The sequence below is a fragment of the Limnohabitans sp. MORI2 genome (assembly GCF_027925025.1).
In the GTDB taxonomy this organism is placed as follows: domain Bacteria; phylum Pseudomonadota; class Gammaproteobacteria; order Burkholderiales; family Burkholderiaceae_C; genus Limnohabitans.
In genome coordinates, this window is sequence record NZ_AP027058.1 from 2,489,390 (window position 1) to 2,504,206 (window position 14,817).

At 55.8% G+C, this 14,817-nt stretch carries 18 protein-coding genes; 5 read left to right on the plus strand and 13 right to left on the minus strand.

The window, feature by feature from the left end:
* Nucleotides 1–34 precede the first annotated feature (34 nt).
* Together QMG27_RS11915 and rpe are read right to left on the minus strand one after the other, a co-directional pair.
* Nucleotides 35–430, minus strand: a complete 396-nt coding sequence (locus QMG27_RS11915; RefSeq protein WP_281811588.1) for a YkvA family protein — start codon at nucleotides 428–430, stop codon at nucleotides 35–37.
* Between the two features lie 28 nt (nucleotides 431–458).
* Complete coding sequence (gene rpe / locus QMG27_RS11920) at nucleotides 459–1,148, minus strand: ribulose-phosphate 3-epimerase (protein WP_281811590.1); 690 nt, start codon at nucleotides 1,146–1,148, stop codon at nucleotides 459–461.
* Nucleotides 1,149–1,203: 55 nt separating this feature from the next.
* Between rpe and apaG the strand changes: the two genes are divergently transcribed.
* Genes apaG through QMG27_RS11940 form a run of 4 tightly spaced genes read left to right on the plus strand, consistent with a single transcriptional unit; the run spans nucleotide 1,204 to nucleotide 3,622 of the window.
* The gene (gene apaG / locus QMG27_RS11925) at nucleotides 1,204–1,596 is read left to right on the plus strand and encodes a Co2+/Mg2+ efflux protein ApaG (protein WP_281811592.1); all 393 of its coding nucleotides are present in this window, start codon (nucleotides 1,204–1,206) and stop codon (nucleotides 1,594–1,596) included.
* A gap of 5 nt (nucleotides 1,597–1,601) precedes the next feature.
* Nucleotides 1,602–2,591 (plus strand): thiamine-phosphate kinase, encoded by a 990-nt coding sequence (thiL, locus tag QMG27_RS11930; protein WP_281811594.1) that lies wholly within the window; start codon nucleotides 1,602–1,604, stop codon nucleotides 2,589–2,591.
* 12 nt (nucleotides 2,592–2,603) lie between these two features.
* On the plus strand, nucleotides 2,604–3,110 hold the full coding sequence (locus QMG27_RS11935) for a phosphatidylglycerophosphatase A (protein WP_281811596.1): 507 nt from the start codon (nucleotides 2,604–2,606) through the stop codon (nucleotides 3,108–3,110).
* A complete protein-coding gene (locus QMG27_RS11940) occupies nucleotides 3,107–3,622 on the plus strand; it encodes a CinA family protein (protein WP_281811598.1) in 516 nt (171 codons plus the stop codon). The genes QMG27_RS11935 and QMG27_RS11940 overlap by 4 nt, the downstream gene beginning before the upstream one ends.
* Before the next feature lie 25 nt (nucleotides 3,623–3,647).
* On the opposite strand, the gene QMG27_RS11945 is transcribed toward QMG27_RS11940, so the two are convergent.
* The 11 genes from QMG27_RS11945 to QMG27_RS11995 form a co-directional block, all read right to left on the minus strand.
* Nucleotides 3,648–4,094 (minus strand): putative toxin-antitoxin system toxin component, PIN family, encoded by a 447-nt coding sequence (locus QMG27_RS11945; protein WP_281811600.1) that lies wholly within the window; start codon nucleotides 4,092–4,094, stop codon nucleotides 3,648–3,650.
* On the minus strand, nucleotides 4,091–5,464 hold the full coding sequence (locus tag QMG27_RS11950; protein ID WP_281811602.1) for a THUMP domain-containing protein: 1,374 nt from the start codon (nucleotides 5,462–5,464) through the stop codon (nucleotides 4,091–4,093). Before QMG27_RS11950 ends, QMG27_RS11945 begins: the two co-directional genes overlap by 4 nt.
* Nucleotides 5,465–5,472: 8 nt before the next feature.
* Nucleotides 5,473–7,044, minus strand: coding sequence for an RNA polymerase factor sigma-54 (locus tag QMG27_RS11955; protein ID WP_281811604.1), 1,572 nt, complete (start codon nucleotides 7,042–7,044; stop codon nucleotides 5,473–5,475).
* A 9-nt stretch (nucleotides 7,045–7,053) separates the two neighbouring features.
* A complete protein-coding gene (gene lptB / locus QMG27_RS11960) occupies nucleotides 7,054–7,800 on the minus strand; it encodes an LPS export ABC transporter ATP-binding protein (RefSeq protein ID WP_281814655.1) in 747 nt (248 codons plus the stop codon).
* A 32-nt stretch (nucleotides 7,801–7,832) separates the two neighbouring features.
* Nucleotides 7,833–8,351 (minus strand): lipopolysaccharide transport periplasmic protein LptA, encoded by a 519-nt coding sequence (gene lptA, locus QMG27_RS11965; RefSeq protein WP_281814658.1) that lies wholly within the window; start codon nucleotides 8,349–8,351, stop codon nucleotides 7,833–7,835.
* 125 nt (nucleotides 8,352–8,476) lie between these two features.
* On the minus strand, nucleotides 8,477–9,136 hold the full coding sequence (locus QMG27_RS11970; RefSeq protein ID WP_281811606.1) for a thiol:disulfide interchange protein DsbA/DsbL: 660 nt from the start codon (nucleotides 9,134–9,136) through the stop codon (nucleotides 8,477–8,479).
* Between the two features lie 17 nt (nucleotides 9,137–9,153).
* Nucleotides 9,154–9,822 (minus strand): SPOR domain-containing protein, encoded by a 669-nt coding sequence (locus tag QMG27_RS11975; protein ID WP_281811608.1) that lies wholly within the window; start codon nucleotides 9,820–9,822, stop codon nucleotides 9,154–9,156.
* An 18-nt stretch (nucleotides 9,823–9,840) separates the two neighbouring features.
* Nucleotides 9,841–11,550: an arginine--tRNA ligase gene (gene argS, locus QMG27_RS11980; protein WP_281811610.1), complete on the minus strand. Its 1,710-nt coding sequence runs from the start codon at nucleotides 11,548–11,550 to the stop codon at nucleotides 9,841–9,843.
* Nucleotides 11,551–11,581: 31 nt separating this feature from the next.
* Nucleotides 11,582–12,154, minus strand: coding sequence for a hypothetical protein (locus tag QMG27_RS11985; protein WP_281811612.1), 573 nt, complete (start codon nucleotides 12,152–12,154; stop codon nucleotides 11,582–11,584).
* Between the two features lie 6 nt (nucleotides 12,155–12,160).
* Entirely contained in the window at nucleotides 12,161–12,532 is a 372-nt protein-coding gene (locus QMG27_RS11990; protein WP_281811614.1) for a hypothetical protein, read from the minus strand.
* 145 nt (nucleotides 12,533–12,677) lie between these two features.
* Nucleotides 12,678–13,619, minus strand: coding sequence for a LysR family transcriptional regulator (locus tag QMG27_RS11995; protein ID WP_281811616.1), 942 nt, complete (start codon nucleotides 13,617–13,619; stop codon nucleotides 12,678–12,680).
* Nucleotides 13,620–13,670: 51 nt separating this feature from the next.
* On the opposite strand from QMG27_RS11995, the gene QMG27_RS12000 reads away from it, so the two are divergent.
* Entirely contained in the window at nucleotides 13,671–14,699 is a 1,029-nt protein-coding gene (locus tag QMG27_RS12000; protein ID WP_281811618.1) for an SLAC1 anion channel family protein, read from the plus strand.
* Nucleotides 14,700–14,817 lie beyond the last annotated feature (118 nt).

Consider the following 14,817-nt stretch of genomic DNA (forward strand, 5'->3'; position numbering starts at 1 on the left):
TTTTGCGCTGAAAGAAACAGGGAATAAATCCCGCTCACCCAAGCCATAGGGCTAGGTAAAACCCGAGTACCAACCAGACCGCCACAATGCATGCGGCTGCTAACCAGCTGCGTGGTCTAGCCAACAGGGTATCGGCTTTGGAGCGCGCATTGATCAGCACCTCATCGGGCATCAAACGAATGACCAACAACAAGCCCAAAGGCACGATGAGTAAATCGTCCAAATAGCCCAGCACGGGGATGAAGTCTGGAATCAAATCAATCGGGCTCAGCGCATACGCCGCCACCAACCCAGCCAATATACGCGCCAGCAGGGGCGCATTGGGATCACGCGCAGCGAAGTAAACCGTCACCACATCCCGCTTGATGCCGCGCGCCCAAGACTTCGCCTTGTTTATGAAGGAAGTGCTGGCGGGGGTGTCATCGCTCATGTCGTCAATACGCTGGTCGGGTTGGGCGTTAGGCCAACGCCACGCGCATTTGGTCAATCACCGCCTTGTAGTCAGGTTTGCCAAAAATCGCGCTGCCCGCCACAAAGGTGTCAGCACCGGCATCGGCTACTTGGCGGATGTTGTCGGGCTTGATGCCACCGTCCACCTCAAGGCGAATGTCTTTGCCACTGCGCTCGATCCACTTGCGCGCCAGTTCGACTTTGCGCAGAGCCGAGTCGATGAAGCTTTGGCCACCAAAGCCAGGGTTGACGCTCATGATGAGAATGAGGTCAATCTCGTCAATCGTCCACTCCAATACGTCCAGCGGCTCGGCGGGGTTAAACACCAGACCCGCCTTGACGCCCTTGCTCTTGATGGCTTGAATGCTGCGGTGCACATGGGCGCTGGCGTCAGGGTGAAAGCTGATGTAGTCCGCGCCTGCTTCGGCAAACGATGCGGCTAAAGCGTCCACAGGCGAAATCATCAAATGCACATCAATCGGCACGGCCACGCCCGCTGGCGTTTTGGCGTGCGGTTTCAAGGCTTGGCAAATCATGGGGCCGAACGTGAGGTTGGGCACGTAGTGGTTGTCCATCACGTCGAAGTGAATCCAATCAGCGCCAGCAGCGATGACGTTTTTCACCTCGTCGCCCAAACGGGCGAAGTCGGCAGACAAGATAGAGGGGGCGATGTTGAATGAGGGGCGTGGGCTGGTCATGGGGTGATTATTTCACCCCTTCGGCAGGGTTTTCGGCTTAGGCCAAAATCACCCCATGCTGCGTTACAAATTCCAAGTCGAAGTTCAACCGCAATACCTGTCTGAGCAATCCGACCCAGACGGCGGTTTGTACATGTTTGCCTACACGATCACCATCACCAATGTGGGCAATGTGGCGGCGCAACTCATCTCGCGCACTTGGAATGTGAACGATGCCAACGGCACGCACGAAAAAATCAAGGGCCTTGGCGTGGTCGGCCACCAACCATTCCTCAAACCTGGTGAACAGTTTGAATACACCAGCGGCACACGCCTGCGCACGCCCACAGGCACGATGCACGGCAGCTACTTTTGCGTGGCTGAAGACGGCGAAAAGTTTGATGTCGACATTCCCATGTTTGTGCTCGACGCGCTCAGCGATGAGCCGGGCGGGCGTAACCTTCACTGACCGCCATGGGTGAATTTGACCTGATCGAGCGCTACTTCAAACGCCCCGCAAACAAAGCGGCGCTGGGCGTGGGGGATGACTGTGCCTTGTTGCGGCCCACCGAGGGTATGCAGCTCGCCGTGTCCAGCGACATGTTAGTGGAAGGTCGCCACTTCTTGAGCACGGTCGACCCCGTTCGCCTCGGCCACAAGGCTTTGGCGGTGAACCTCAGCGATTTAGCCGCCGTGGGTGCAGAGCCGTTGGGCTTCACGCTCGCGCTGTCTTTGCCCCGCGTGGACGAAGCATGGCTGGCAGGGTTTTCTCGTGGCCTGTTGACCTTGGCCGATGCACACGGCTGCGAACTGGTCGGCGGCGACACCACCCAAGGCCCACTCAACATTTGCATCACCGTATTTGGCGAAGTGCCGCCGGGCGATGCACTGCTGCGCCAAAACGCACAAGTAGGCGACGACATTTACATCAGCGGCACGGTGGGCGATGCACGCTTGGCGCTTGAGGTGTTTCGTGGTTCACACGCCCTTTCAGGCGAGACCTTTGAGCAAGCCCGCTTGCGCATGGAGCAACCCACACCTCGGGTGGCACTGGGCACTGCATTACGCGCCATAGCCAACGCTGCCATTGACGTGAGCGACGGCTTGCTGGGCGACTTAGGCCACATCCTCAAGCGATCTGGCGTGGGTGCACAAATTGACACGGGCTGGTTACAAGCCGCTGGCGCTTTTGGCGAAGCGCGTTTGCCCGCTGGCATCACACCTGCATTGGCTGACTTGCCTTGGAACAAACGCCTCGAATTCGCGTTATCGGGTGGTGACGACTACGAGCTGTGCTTCACCGCACCCGTGAACCAGCGCGAGCTGGTGCACGCCGCAGCCTGGGAAACCAACACGCCTGTCACACGCATTGGCCGCATCACGGCTGAGCAAGGCTTGGTGGTGCTCGACCCGCAAGGCCAGCCCATTGCCAAGCGCTTTGCATCGTTTGACCATTTCGCTTAAAGCGAAAACTGCATGACTGATTTCACCCCCCAACTCAACCGCCGCTTTTTAATGTCGCACCCTGCGCATTTCATTGCGCTTGGCGCAGGCTCCGGTCTGAGCCGCTTGGCGCCCGGCACTGCGGGCACCTTGTGGGCATGGGCCGTGTTTGCCCTCTTGCAAATGTGGCTCACGCCGCTACAAATGGGCGTGCTGATTGCCGCGTCCACATTGGTTGGCTGGTGGGCTTGCACCGTCACCGCGCAGCACATGGGTGTGGCAGACCCTGGCGCGATTGTGTGGGACGAGGTCATCGCTTTTTGGTTAGTGCTGTGGCTAGTGACGCCCACCACGTTTTGGGGGCAACTGGGCGCGTTTGTGTTGTTCCGCTACTTTGATGCAGCCAAGCCTGGCCCTGTGCGCTGGGCAGACAGCTTGTTCAAAGGTTTTGGCTGGCGCGGGGGCTGGGGCATCATATTTGATGACTTGGTCGCAGCGTTTTGCACTTTGCTGGTGTTTGCTGTTTGGAGGTCGCTATGAATTCACCTACTTTGACGGAGCAACTCGCCGAAGTGCTGCAACAACACGGCTGGATGCTGGCCACCGCCGAGAGTTGCACCGGCGGCATGGTCGCAGCCAGCTGCACCGATTTGCCAGGCTCTAGCAACTGGTTTGAACGCGGCTTTGTGACGTACAGCAACGAAGCCAAACACGACATGCTCGGCGTGGACTCAGCTTTGATTGCGGAACATGGCGCGGTGAGCGAAGCCGTGGCGCAAGCCATGGCATTGGGCGCGATGCGCCGCTCACATGCGCAAGTGACATTGGCCGTCACCGGTGTAGCTGGCCCCACTGGCGGCTCTGCTGACAAGCCCGTGGGGACTGTTTGGTTCGCATGGGCCACGCCCAGTGATACAGGCCCCACGCTAGGCGCAGAAACAGCGTGGGTCAAAACTGAGTTGATGCACTTCAGTGGTGACCGAGCAGCGGTACGTGAAGCTGCTGCGCAACATGCGCTGAAAACGCTGCTCGATTTATTGCAACAACACTGAAGCCTCGATGCGCTTCACACAGCACTCAAAGCCTGCCGTCCTTTGAAGCGGGCAAAGCCGCTGGAAACACTTTACCCACCGCCACACCCAAACGCGCCGTGCGGTTGCGCATGGTCAACACCGCTTTGTCTTTGCTGATGAGTTGAGTTTGGTGTTGTGCTGCGAGATCAATGAACTTTTGATCATCGCCATCCTTGCACACAAACTGGCACTTGGGCGCAACAGGCATCAGCTGCGCATGCGCATCAAACTGATTCAAGATGTCTTGCGCCTTGAGCTGGCTGAACGCCAAACGACTGGCAATGTGCGTGTAAGCCAGTACGCGCTCTAACTCGTCACGCATGACTTGCGTCGCGAGCCACTGCACAGACTTGCTTTCAAGCGCTTCTAACAACGCAGGTGTAGCTGCATCTTTGTAGAGCCAAAGGTCGAGCACGATGTTGGTGTCGAGCACCACGCGCACGGCTGTCATGGCTTGTTGCGCATCGAACCCGCACGCAAGTCAAAGCGAAACATGCGGCATTCAATCGGGCCGTTCCACATGGGTACGCGACGCGACTCTTTGAAGCGCATGCGGCTGGGCAGCTTGAGGTCAGGCGTCAGCATCCAAGCGCTCCAACCTGCGTAGTTTTTCTTCCAGTGGCTGGCAAGCTGGGCAAAGAAATCACCACCGTCTTCGGTTTGCGCAATATCGCGCGCGCCAAAACGTGGCATGTCATCGCGCACCATGCCGCCGCCATAAGCCGCATCATCAAAACCAGCGTCGCCGTTTTGATTCACGTCTTCGTAGGGCGACACATATTCGGTAGGTGGTGAGTAGCGCGCACGGCGAGCAGCGCCCGCAATACCTGCGGCTTCAATACGTTCGCCGTAGGGCGGGTTGACCAACATCACACCTGGCACATCGCAGGGCGGCATGCGCTGCAAGGCATCACCGCCTCTGAGCTGCACCGCGTGTGCCACACCGCCGCGCTCGGCGTTGCGCTGCGCAAAGTCAACCATACGGAAGGCCACATCACTGCCGAACACTTGGGCACGCGGCTCACACTCTTGCGCGCGGGCGTTATCGAGCAAACCATGCCATACGTGCTCTTGGTAAGGAATGAGTTTTTGGAAACCAAATTTGCGCATCGACCCCGGCGCGATGTTGCAAGCAATTTGTGCTGCTTCCACCGCGATCGTGCCGCTGCCGCAGCAGGGGTCATACAGCGGCACGCCTTGGGCCGCAAGTCCGTCGGGGTTGGCGGGTGTGCCATCGCCCATGCTCCAACCGCTTGCGGCCAGCATGGCGGCGGCGAGGGTTTCTTTCAGCGGTGCATCGCCTTTGTCAGCGCGCCAACCGCGTTTGAACAGTGGCTCACCCGAGGTGTCGATGTAGAGCGTGCACTCATCGGTGGTCAGGTGCACATAGATGCGCGCATCGGGCCACTGTGTGTTGACATCAGGGCGCACACCAAACTTGTGACGGAAGCGATCCGCCACGGCATCTTTCACTTTCAAGGCCGCAAAGTTCAAACTCTTCAAGGGGCTGTGCTGCGCGGTGATTTCAATCTTGAACGTCTCTTTGGGGGAGAACCACAACTCCCACGCCACCTCACACGCCGCACGGTACAGGTCTTGTTCTTGGCGATACATCGTGTGTGACAACTCCACCAACACACGCTGCGCCAAGCGGCTGTGCAAGTTGAGTTTCAACACATCGCGCCACGACGTGCGCACCATCACACCGGCACGAAACACGCGCAAGTCTTCGTCACCCACGCCCGTGATGTGCCGAACCTCTTCGGCCAGATAGGTTTCAACGCCCGCCGCACAGGGCAGGAAAAGATGCAGTTGGTTCATAGATTTCTTTAGAGCGCTTTGCGCAATGTCGTGGGCGCAATACGCAGCGCCTCACGGTATTTGGCCACGGTGCGGCGAGCGCACTCAATGCCTTGCTCTTTGAGCATTTCGGAAAGCTGATTATCCGACAGCGGTTTTTTAGGGTTTTCGCTCGCCACAAATTGTTTGATGAGCGCACGCACCGCTGTACTCGACGCGTTGTTGCCGCTCTCTGTCTCAAGGCCAGAGCCAAAGAAATACTTGAGCTCAAACGTGCCGTAGGGCGTGCTCATATATTTATTGGTCGTCACACGGCTGATGGTGGACTCGTGTAGCCCCAACTCTTCGGCGATCTCCCGCAGCACCATGGGGCGCATGGCGAGCTCACCGTGGATGAAGAAGTTCTTTTGACGCTCGGCAATCGCGTTGCTCACACGCAAGATGGTGTCAAAGCGTTGCTGGATGTTTTTGATGAACCAACGCGCTTCTTGCAAGCGCTGTTGCAAACCCGCATGCGCTTCGCCTTTGCCGCCTTTGAGTGCGTTGGCGTAAATGTCGTGCACGCGCAAACGGGGCATCACATCGGGGTTCAAAGCCACCTTGAATTTCGGAGCAGTAGTTGACTTGCCCACACGGGTGACCAACACATCGGGCACCACCACATGACGCTCAACATCTGCAAAGCGGCGGCCGGGCTTGGGCTCTAAGCGGCCAATCAACGCAATGGCCACTTTCACATTGGCTTCGCTGTCGCCCACCAACACGGCCAAGCGTTTGAAATCGCGTTTGGCCAACATGTCCATCGGTTGCTTGCACATGCGAATGGCTGTGTCACGGATCTGCAAAGCTTCTTCACCCTTGGGCTCCAAGGCTTTGAGTTGCAGTGTCAAGCACTCGGCCAAATCGCGTGCACCCACGCCCACAGGCTCTAGGCTTTGCAGCAGTGACAAGGCAACTTGGAAGCGGTGTTCGAGCTCTTCGATTTGCTCTTCGTCGTCGCCACCCAAACCTTCGGCCAAGCTGCGCAAGGTGTCTTCCAGGTAGCCGTCGTCGTTGAGGTTTTCAATCAAATAACGCAAGGCAGCTTGATCAGTAGGGCTCAAGCGCAAAGCCAGTGCTTGGCGATGCAAATGCGAGGCCAGCGACTCTTGCATGCGCGCCAGCTCAGTCGCATCGGCAGCATCACTGTCTGCGGTGTTGTTGCTGTTGCTCGCGGGCGCGTCGCCGCCCCACTCAGAATCGTCCGCAGAAAACTCCACGCTGCCGTCGCCATCCCAGCTCTCAGCCACACCGTCCACACTTGGCTCAGTGTCGCTGGCTGTGTTATCTACACTGATTTCGGACATGACGCCATCGAGAGATGGCACCTCGCGCGTGGTCTCCACCTCGTCATCGCGCGCAGGTGTATCAGCCTTGTCTAAACCAAATTCTTCGCGAGGGGCTTCTTCAAAGTCTTTGTCTAGAAACGGGTTCTCATCGAGCATTTGCTCAATCTCTTGGCTCAACTCCAGCGTCGACAACTGCAGCAGTCGGATCGACTGCTGCAACTGGGGCGTGAGCGCCAGATGTTGGGAAACGCGGAGTGATAAGCCTTGTTTCATGATGCTCGATCACATTCGGAAATGTTCGCCAAGGTAAACGCGGCGTACATCCACGTTTTCAATGATTTCGCGCGGCGTTCCTTGCGCCAACACACGACCATCGCTGATGATGCACGCGTGGTCACAAATGCCAAGCGTTTCGCGCACATTGTGGTCGGTGATCAACACCCCCATGCCACGCGCTTTCAAGAAACCAATGATGCGTTGAATCTCAATCACAGCAATCGGATCGATACCCGCAAAGGGTTCGTCCAACAAGATGAAACGAGGATTGGTGGCCAAAGCGCGTGCAATCTCGACGCGTCGACGCTCACCGCCCGACAAGGCCAGAGAGGGCGACATGCGCAGATGTTCCACACGCAACTCTTGCAACAACGCTGTCAATCGCTTTTCAATTTCATCGCTGTGCAGGGGCTTGCCGTCGTCATCACGTTGTAGCTCTAACACCGCACGCACGTTGTCTTCCACATTCAACTTGCGAAAAATAGACGCCTCTTGCGGCAAATAGCTCAACCCCAAACGCGAGCGGCGATGAATGGGCAAATGCGCCACAGGCTCGCCATCAATCGTGATGCTGCCACCATCGGCACGCACCAAGCCCACAATCATGTAAAACGAAGTGGTTTTACCTGCGCCGTTAGGGCCTAACAAACCAACCACTTCACCTTTTCTCACGGAAATCGAGACGTCGTGCACCACTTGACGGCTGCCATAGGCTTTTTGCAAATGGCGAGCCTCCAAGCGGCTTTCGCTCATCTCTGCTGCATCAGTTGGGGTGAGCACTTCGATCACGGTTTTTCCAATGTTTTATTGCGCGGCGCTAAAACGACTTTGACTCGACCCACAACACCCTTGCCAGCGTCTTGAGGTAAGTGGCCATCAATGCTGAACACATCGGTCAAATTTTCGTAAATGATTAGCTTGCCAAGCATGGTGTCATTGAGCGTCGCGCCACGATAACGGCGCACTTCAGCCTGATCAATGAGCGTGATCCGATCTGCCTTCCCATCAAACTCGATGCGCAAGGCTTCGCCTTCCATGAAGTCATCGTTACCTTCACGCTTTTGTCGAAAAAAAGCACGTTTGCCCGGTTCAGGAAGGATGACACCAAACTGGTAGCCATCCGCATCTTCACGCATCTCGATGCGTGCACCTCGCATGATCATGGTGCCTCGCGTCATGACCGCACGTCCCGTAAAGATACTGACTTGCTTAAGCTCGTCGTGCACCAAGTTATCGGCTTCAATGTGCGTGGGTTTGTCACGATCTGCTTTTTCCGCCGACGCCGCTACCGGCACAATGGCCATCAGCAAAGCAAGTGAGAAAGAAGCAAATGAGGTCAAGGCACGGATATTGCTCGTTGAGTTAAAGCATTCTAACCATCAATAAAGCAATTTTCGTGCTGACCCCGCCATGCAAGGCGGACAAAGACTTAGCGGCCGCGACGAACTTCACCGATCAAGTACTCGGCCACCTGCAGCGCACGATCCATGGTTTGCGTCAAAGAGCCATCGGTGTAGAAACGCCCCGCCACGCCCAAGGACGGCACGCCTTGCACCTTAAAGGCTTCTTGCAACTGCGTGGCACGGCGCGCTTTGCTGGCAACACCGAAGCTGTTGTAGGCCTCCATGAACTTCTTTTCTGGCAAGCCATTCTTGTCAGCCCAAGCTGCCAAAGCCTGAGGCGTGTTGAGTTGTTGGCGCTCGGTATGGATGGCATGGAACAACTTGCCATGCAAAGCATCCACCATGTTGAGCGCCTCAAACACGTAATACGTGCGTTGTTGAGGTTCAAAATCATCGCGAAAACGCACGGGCACACGTTGAATCACCACATCTTTCGGGGCAGCTTTTTTCCAAGCGGTAAACTGAGGCTCAAACGCATTGCAATGTGGGCAGCTGTACCAAAAGAATTCGATCACTTCAATCTTGCCGACACCCACATCGGTCGGCACACGCTTGTCCAGCGGCAAGTAATCTGTGCCTTCCACTGGCTTCTTCGCAGGGGCGGGCCCTTGTGCGTGAACAACGACGGGCAAGTTCGTCACGGCAGCAGCGCTGATCGCAGCGAAAGAAAAATCACGACGCTTCATAAGTTACCTCTTGGTGTTTAACGTTGTACCCGCACCATGGCGGAATCAATGTGCGCAGCATCCAGCTTGGCACGCACCCGTTCGGCTTCGGCTTTGTCGAGCGGACCTACGCGCACACGGTAAACCGTACGCCCGCCTTGGTCACGCTCGCTGATTTTGGTGTCTAAGCCCAACAAAGCGGTCTTGGCACGTTGCGCTTGCGCCTCTTCATTGGTTCGGTATGCGCCAGCTTGCACAAAATAAATAAACGGGTCTGCATTCGCAGATTTATTCTCCGCCCCGGGCTCTGCGGCTTTCGGTTCAAGCACTTTGGCCTCAACAGGCTTCGGCTCAGATTTCGGTTTGGGTTCCGGCTTAGGCTCTGCTGTCTTTTTCACCAAATCGCCTAAGGGGTCAGCACTCTTGGCATCCACCTTGGTCGCAGCATCAGGCTTAGGATCTGCCTTGACCTCGGTTTTACTCTCATCAGACTTGGCGCCTTTCTTGCCATACAGCGGTGCATTAGGGTCCCAGTCTTTATTTTTCTCAGCCTCCGCGGCATCAGAGTCTGCCGTGCGTGTTTGCCCTTTGGTCATGAAAGGAATGGGCATTTTGGTGACGTAGATGGCCACGCCCAGCGCCACGCCAAGTCCGACCACAAGACCTAGGATGAAGCCAATCAAAGTGCTGCCACGCTGCTGATTCATGCGCGAATTCTCCACTCGTTACATGCTGGCGGGCGCTGACACACCCAACACAGCCAAGCCATTGTGCAGCACTTGCGCTGTCGCAGCCACCAGCGCCAAGCGCGCCTTTTTCACCGCTTCATCGTCGACCAAGATGCGCTCGGCATCGTAGTAGCTGTGGTAGCTAGCCGCGAGATCGCGCAAGTAGAAAGTCACGTCGTGCGGCGCAAAGTCTGCCGATGCGGCAGTCAACATCGCTGGGTACTTGGCCAGTTGCAACATGAGGGCTTGCGCTTGGGGGCTTTCGAGCGCAGACAAGTCCACGTCTTTGAGCGCAGCCACATCGCCACCGTCTTTTTCAGCCCACGCACGCAGCACCGAGCAGATGCGCGCGTGCGCATATTGCACGTAGTACACGGGGTTGTCGTTGTTCTTTTGCACGGCCAAGTCCACGTCGAAGGTGTACTCGGTGTCGGGCTTGCGGCTCAGCAAGAAGAAGCGCACGGCGTCTTTGCTGGTCCACTCAATCAAGTCACGCAAGGTCACGTAGCTGCCCGCGCGTTTGGAAATCTTCACTTCTTCGCCGCCGCGCATCACGCGCACCATGGTGTGCAGCACGTAGTCGGGGTAGCCCTCGGGAATGCCCACATTGGCGGCTTGCAAGCCAGCGCGCACACGGGCAATCGTGCCGTGATGGTCTGTGCCTTGAATGTTCACCACCTTGGTGAAGCCCCGCTCCCACTTGGTGATGTGGTACGCCACGTCTGGCACAAAGTAGGTGTAGGTGCCGTCTGTCTTTTTCATCACACGGTCTTTGTCGTCGCCATAGTCGGTGGACTTGAGCCACAGCGCGCCGTCTTGCTCGTACGTTTTGCCAGCCGCTTGCAAGCGGCTCACCGCGTCGGCCACTTTGCCGCTGGTGTACAGACTGCTCTCGAGGTAGTAGTTGTCGAACTTGACGTCAAAGGCTTTCAAGTCAAGGTCTTGCTCGTGGCGCAGGTAAGCCACGGCGAACTCGCGCATGCCGTCCACATCGTTCACATCGCCGCTGGCGGTGAATTCGCGGTCGTCGGACTTGACGGTTTTGCCCGCCAAGAAATCGGTGGCGATGTCTTGGATGTAGTCGCCGTTGTAAAACGCTTTGCTCTCTGGGTTTTCAGGGTCCACAGGCCAGCAATCGTCGCCGGGCTTGAAGCCTTGGGCGCGGAAGTGTGTGCTCTTAGCCAAGGTGTTGATTTGCACGCCCGCGTCGTTGTAATAAAACTCGCGGTAGACGTTCCAGCCTTGGGTTTCAAACAAATTGCAAATCGCATCGCCCAACGCCGCTTGGCGACCGTGACCCACATGCAATGGGCCGGTGGGATTGGCCGACACAAACTCGACCAACACGCGTTGGCCGTTTTCAGCTTGAAAACCGAATTGCTCTTTGGCAGCCAACACCTCGCGCACGATTTGTTGTTTGGCGGCTGGCTTCAAACGGATGTTGATAAAGCCGGGGCCTGCAATCTCAATGTCTTGCACCCACTGTTGATAGGCGGGCGCGGCCAGCAAGGCATCACGCAACTGTTCACCCAACTGACGGGGGTTGAGCTTGAGGGGCTTGGCCAACTGCATGGCGGCCGTAATGGCGTAGTCGCCATGCGCGGCGACCTTGGGGGATTCAAACGCGGCTTTGTTGCCAGAACCGGGCAACAAACCGTCGAGGGCTTGGCTCAGGGCGGCCAGCAATTCTTGTTTAACTTGGAGCATGGCTAGATTTTACGGGGCGGCAAGCTACCACTCATACACAATGCTCATCTGGCACGATCTGTTCGCAATATCGCAGGATATTGACCCAAGCCTCTAAACCACCAAAGTCTTCTGGCTGTAACCCTTTGCCATGAAGCGTTGTTGCATCAAAAGTAATCCCTTCTGGATCACCCAAATAAACTTCGTATTTCTTACGAAGGTGCTCCTTGATTAGCCACTTCGGACGCCACGGAGAATGCGCAAAAGCATTCCTAACTTGATTTACAACGGCACGAAGACCTTGGCGGCTAACTTCTTTATCTTGCTTGCCAAAAACCTGCTCTAAGACCTCATCAGCAGTCAATGCACTTGAACCAATTGCTATTAAGACAAGGTTGTGCATACCCAGAATCAAGTCATGCTTAGTGCCTTCAGGGTAGGCAGGTAATCGAACTCCTCTCTCTCCTGTCAAGATCTCGACGTCTCTGTCAAATAACTCACGTGAAATACGGTCATGTTGGACTTCAACATTTAATCTGAATGCCAGCCCCAATACTGCTTGTGCTGTTCTTAATTTTGCTTTTGGCGTCTCTTCGCCTAAATACTCATCGACAGGGCCATTCATTGCTTATTACTTAGCAACACATTTACCGTAATACTGAGATGAAACCAACTGAGACTGCATCACAGCATTTCTACTGTGTACAGCCTCGCCAGATTTCGCGATCGTCGTCACCATGACGTTGCCCGAAGTAGTGATTTCAACAAAGCTGATACCACCAGCGTTTTGAATGGCCTTCACCTCTGCAGACCCGTTGTTACCCATCAAATAAGCGGACTTCTTTTCATCATCGCTAATGAATCGCAACTCGAAAAGCGGGGATTGTTTATTCAATCCACTGGATGTGGCCTCAAGATTGAACTTGCATTCAAAGCTCAAAGTCGCTGCAATACATAAATTGGCTGTTAATAGAAAAAAGGGAAGAGTAAGAATTTTTCGCATTTGCAAGACTTTGAAATAGTCACACCAAATGTTGCAACTTTGGTTTGCAAAAGAGTTTATCCGCTACAGATCAAACAATAAGCGTAAGCTTTGTATGTAGTGCGCATATCACGCAAAGCCACCATTTCTCAAACAGAGAGTGTCCTCATGCTGCAGCACCCCAGTAGTTGGCATGTCCGTAGTGGTCTTTCAAGAAATCAATCCACAAACGCAAACGCAACGGCAAGTGTTTGCGTTGCGAAAACACGGCGTAAATGCCGTTGGGTGGCGCAGCGAAGTCCTCCAAGACAGGGACCAAAAGCCCTTTTTGAATTTCCGATTCCACTTCCCATGTGCTGCGCCATGCAATGCCATGGCCTGCCAAGCACCAATCGTGCAGGACTTGTCCATCTGAGCAATCCATGGGGCCACTGGGGCGCAAGTGAATCACTTCATGGGTTGGGCCTTCATGACCTTTCCCACTGACGGGCACACGAAATGCCCAGCCACGGGTTTGCGATGCATCACTCGACAAGGTCAAACATTTGAAGCGCATCAAATCGCTCGGCACCTTAGGCGTGCCATAGCGTTTGATGAATTCGGGGGTGGCTACACATAAGCGGCGGTTGTCAGCCATGCGCACACTCACCAGTGATGAGTCGGGCAAATCACCCACGCGCACTGCGCAGTCAAAACCTTCGGCAGCCAAATCGACCACGCGGTCGCTCAGATTGAGTGACACGGTCACATCTGGGTGCATGCTGTGAAACTTTGGCACCAAGGGCGCCACATGACGGCGACCAAAGCCCGCTGGTGCTGTCACACGCAAATGCCCACTGGCTTTGAGACCGCCCGCACTCACGCTCGCTTCGGCATTGGCCACCTCGGCCAGCAAGCGTTGACAGTCTTCAAGGAATGCCGTGCCTTCGTGTGTGAGCGTGATGCGCCGCGTGGTGCGCACCAAGAGCTTGACGCCCAAATGGGCTTCCAAGCTGTCCAAGCGGCGCCCCATGATGGCGGGTGCAACGCCCTCGGCTTTGGCGGCAGCGGTCAAGCTACCTTTAGACGCCACTGACACAAAAGACTCAAAGGCTTTGAGTTTGTCCATGCATCGATTATCCACGGGCGCGAAAACACCCCCACCGCCTAAAATCAAGCCATGAACACCCAAGCATCTACGCATCGCCCCAGCCGAATCACACGCGCCGTTGCGCTTCTTGAGTACCTTGCACCGGCTTGGTTTGCCATGGTGATGGGTTGGTGTGGTTTGTCGCAAGCCTGGCTGCGTGCCACCGATGTGTTTGGCGACACCGCACTTGGATTGGGCTTGGTCGCCGCCATCGTTGCGCAATTTATTTTTGTGCTGTTGTGCTTGGCCTGCATCGTGCGTTTGCAAGCACACCCGAATGCCGTGGTCGCCGACATGCGCCACCCCGTGCGTCATGCATTCATGGCGACCTTGCCTATTTCTATTTTGTTGCTGGCCAGCTTGGGCATCAATTTGTTTTGGGGCACCAACCGCAACCTCGACACAGCGCTGACGTTCCTCTGGTGCGTTGGCTCTATCTTGGAAATTGCAGCCACTGTTTGGGTCATTGAACGTTGGCTTAACAACGCAGAAAACGGTGGTCTGCAGTGGGCCACCTTCACGCCTGTGTTTTTCATTCCTGTGGTGGGCAATGTCCTTGCCCCCTTGGGTGGCGTGAGCATTGGTTTAGAGACTTGGGCTACCGCGCAGTTTGGCATCGGCATGTTTTTATGGACGGTTCTGCAAACCTTGATGTTTGTGCGTCTGGCGCAAGCCGGCCCATTGCCTGCACGTTTGGCACCGAGTTGGTTCATCACCTTGGTGCCTCCCTCCATTGGTGGTTTGAGTTTGTTGCAACTGGACGCCCCGTTGACCTTGGTGTGGATGTTGTGGGGCGTTGGCGCATTCTTCTTGATGCTGGCCATCACTCAAATCAGCACCATTCGTGAACAAGCCTTCAGCATGGCCAACTGGGGCATGAGCTTTCCTTTGGCTGCCTTCACCTCACTCACTTTGCGCATGACACATGCCCCCGGCGGTGCTTGGCTGCAAATGCCCGCCACCTTGCTGCTGGCCATCACATCGTTGTTGATTTTGGGTTTGACACTCAGCACTTGGCGCGGTTTGCGTCACGGCCACTTGTTAGCGCCTGAAAAATAAAAGCACGCACAACACCGATTACCTACCAATTTGTCACGACAGCCCAAAAGCTGGCGATGCAATCCACACAGCGCAATCCAATAAGATTCGTCCTGATTTCCCCTTTTTGATTTATCCA

Coding starts and splice junctions, on each gene's coding strand:
- QMG27_RS11955 (WP_281811604.1), bottom strand. CDS start 7,044: ATGAAACAAGGCTTATCACTCCGCGTTTCCCAACATCTGGCGCTCACG.
- QMG27_RS12000 (WP_281811618.1), top strand. CDS start 13,671: ATGAACACCCAAGCATCTACGCATCGCCCCAGCCGAATCACACGCGCC.
- lptA (WP_281814658.1), bottom strand. CDS start 8,351: ATGGCCATTGTGCCGGTAGCGGCGTCGGCGGAAAAAGCAGATCGTGAC.
- QMG27_RS11985 (WP_281811612.1), bottom strand. CDS start 12,154: ATGAATGGCCCTGTCGATGAGTATTTAGGCGAAGAGACGCCAAAAGCA.
- apaG (WP_281811592.1), top strand. CDS start 1,204: ATGCTGCGTTACAAATTCCAAGTCGAAGTTCAACCGCAATACCTGTCT.
- thiL (WP_281811594.1), top strand. CDS start 1,602: ATGGGTGAATTTGACCTGATCGAGCGCTACTTCAAACGCCCCGCAAAC.
- QMG27_RS11950 (WP_281811602.1), bottom strand. CDS start 5,464: ATGAACCAACTGCATCTTTTCCTGCCCTGTGCGGCGGGCGTTGAAACC.
- QMG27_RS11975 (WP_281811608.1), bottom strand. CDS start 9,822: ATGAATCAGCAGCGTGGCAGCACTTTGATTGGCTTCATCCTAGGTCTT.
- rpe (WP_281811590.1), bottom strand. CDS start 1,148: ATGACCAGCCCACGCCCCTCATTCAACATCGCCCCCTCTATCTTGTCT.
- QMG27_RS11970 (WP_281811606.1), bottom strand. CDS start 9,136: ATGAAGCGTCGTGATTTTTCTTTCGCTGCGATCAGCGCTGCTGCCGTG.
- QMG27_RS11935 (WP_281811596.1), top strand. CDS start 2,604: ATGACTGATTTCACCCCCCAACTCAACCGCCGCTTTTTAATGTCGCAC.
- QMG27_RS11995 (WP_281811616.1), bottom strand. CDS start 13,619: ATGGACAAACTCAAAGCCTTTGAGTCTTTTGTGTCAGTGGCGTCTAAA.
- lptB (WP_281814655.1), bottom strand. CDS start 7,800: ATGAGCGAAAGCCGCTTGGAGGCTCGCCATTTGCAAAAAGCCTATGGC.
- QMG27_RS11990 (WP_281811614.1), bottom strand. CDS start 12,532: ATGCGAAAAATTCTTACTCTTCCCTTTTTTCTATTAACAGCCAATTTA.
- argS (WP_281811610.1), bottom strand. CDS start 11,550: ATGCTCCAAGTTAAACAAGAATTGCTGGCCGCCCTGAGCCAAGCCCTC.
- QMG27_RS11945 (WP_281811600.1), bottom strand. CDS start 4,094: ATGACAGCCGTGCGCGTGGTGCTCGACACCAACATCGTGCTCGACCTT.
- QMG27_RS11940 (WP_281811598.1), top strand. CDS start 3,107: ATGAATTCACCTACTTTGACGGAGCAACTCGCCGAAGTGCTGCAACAA.
- QMG27_RS11915 (WP_281811588.1), bottom strand. CDS start 430: ATGAGCGATGACACCCCCGCCAGCACTTCCTTCATAAACAAGGCGAAG.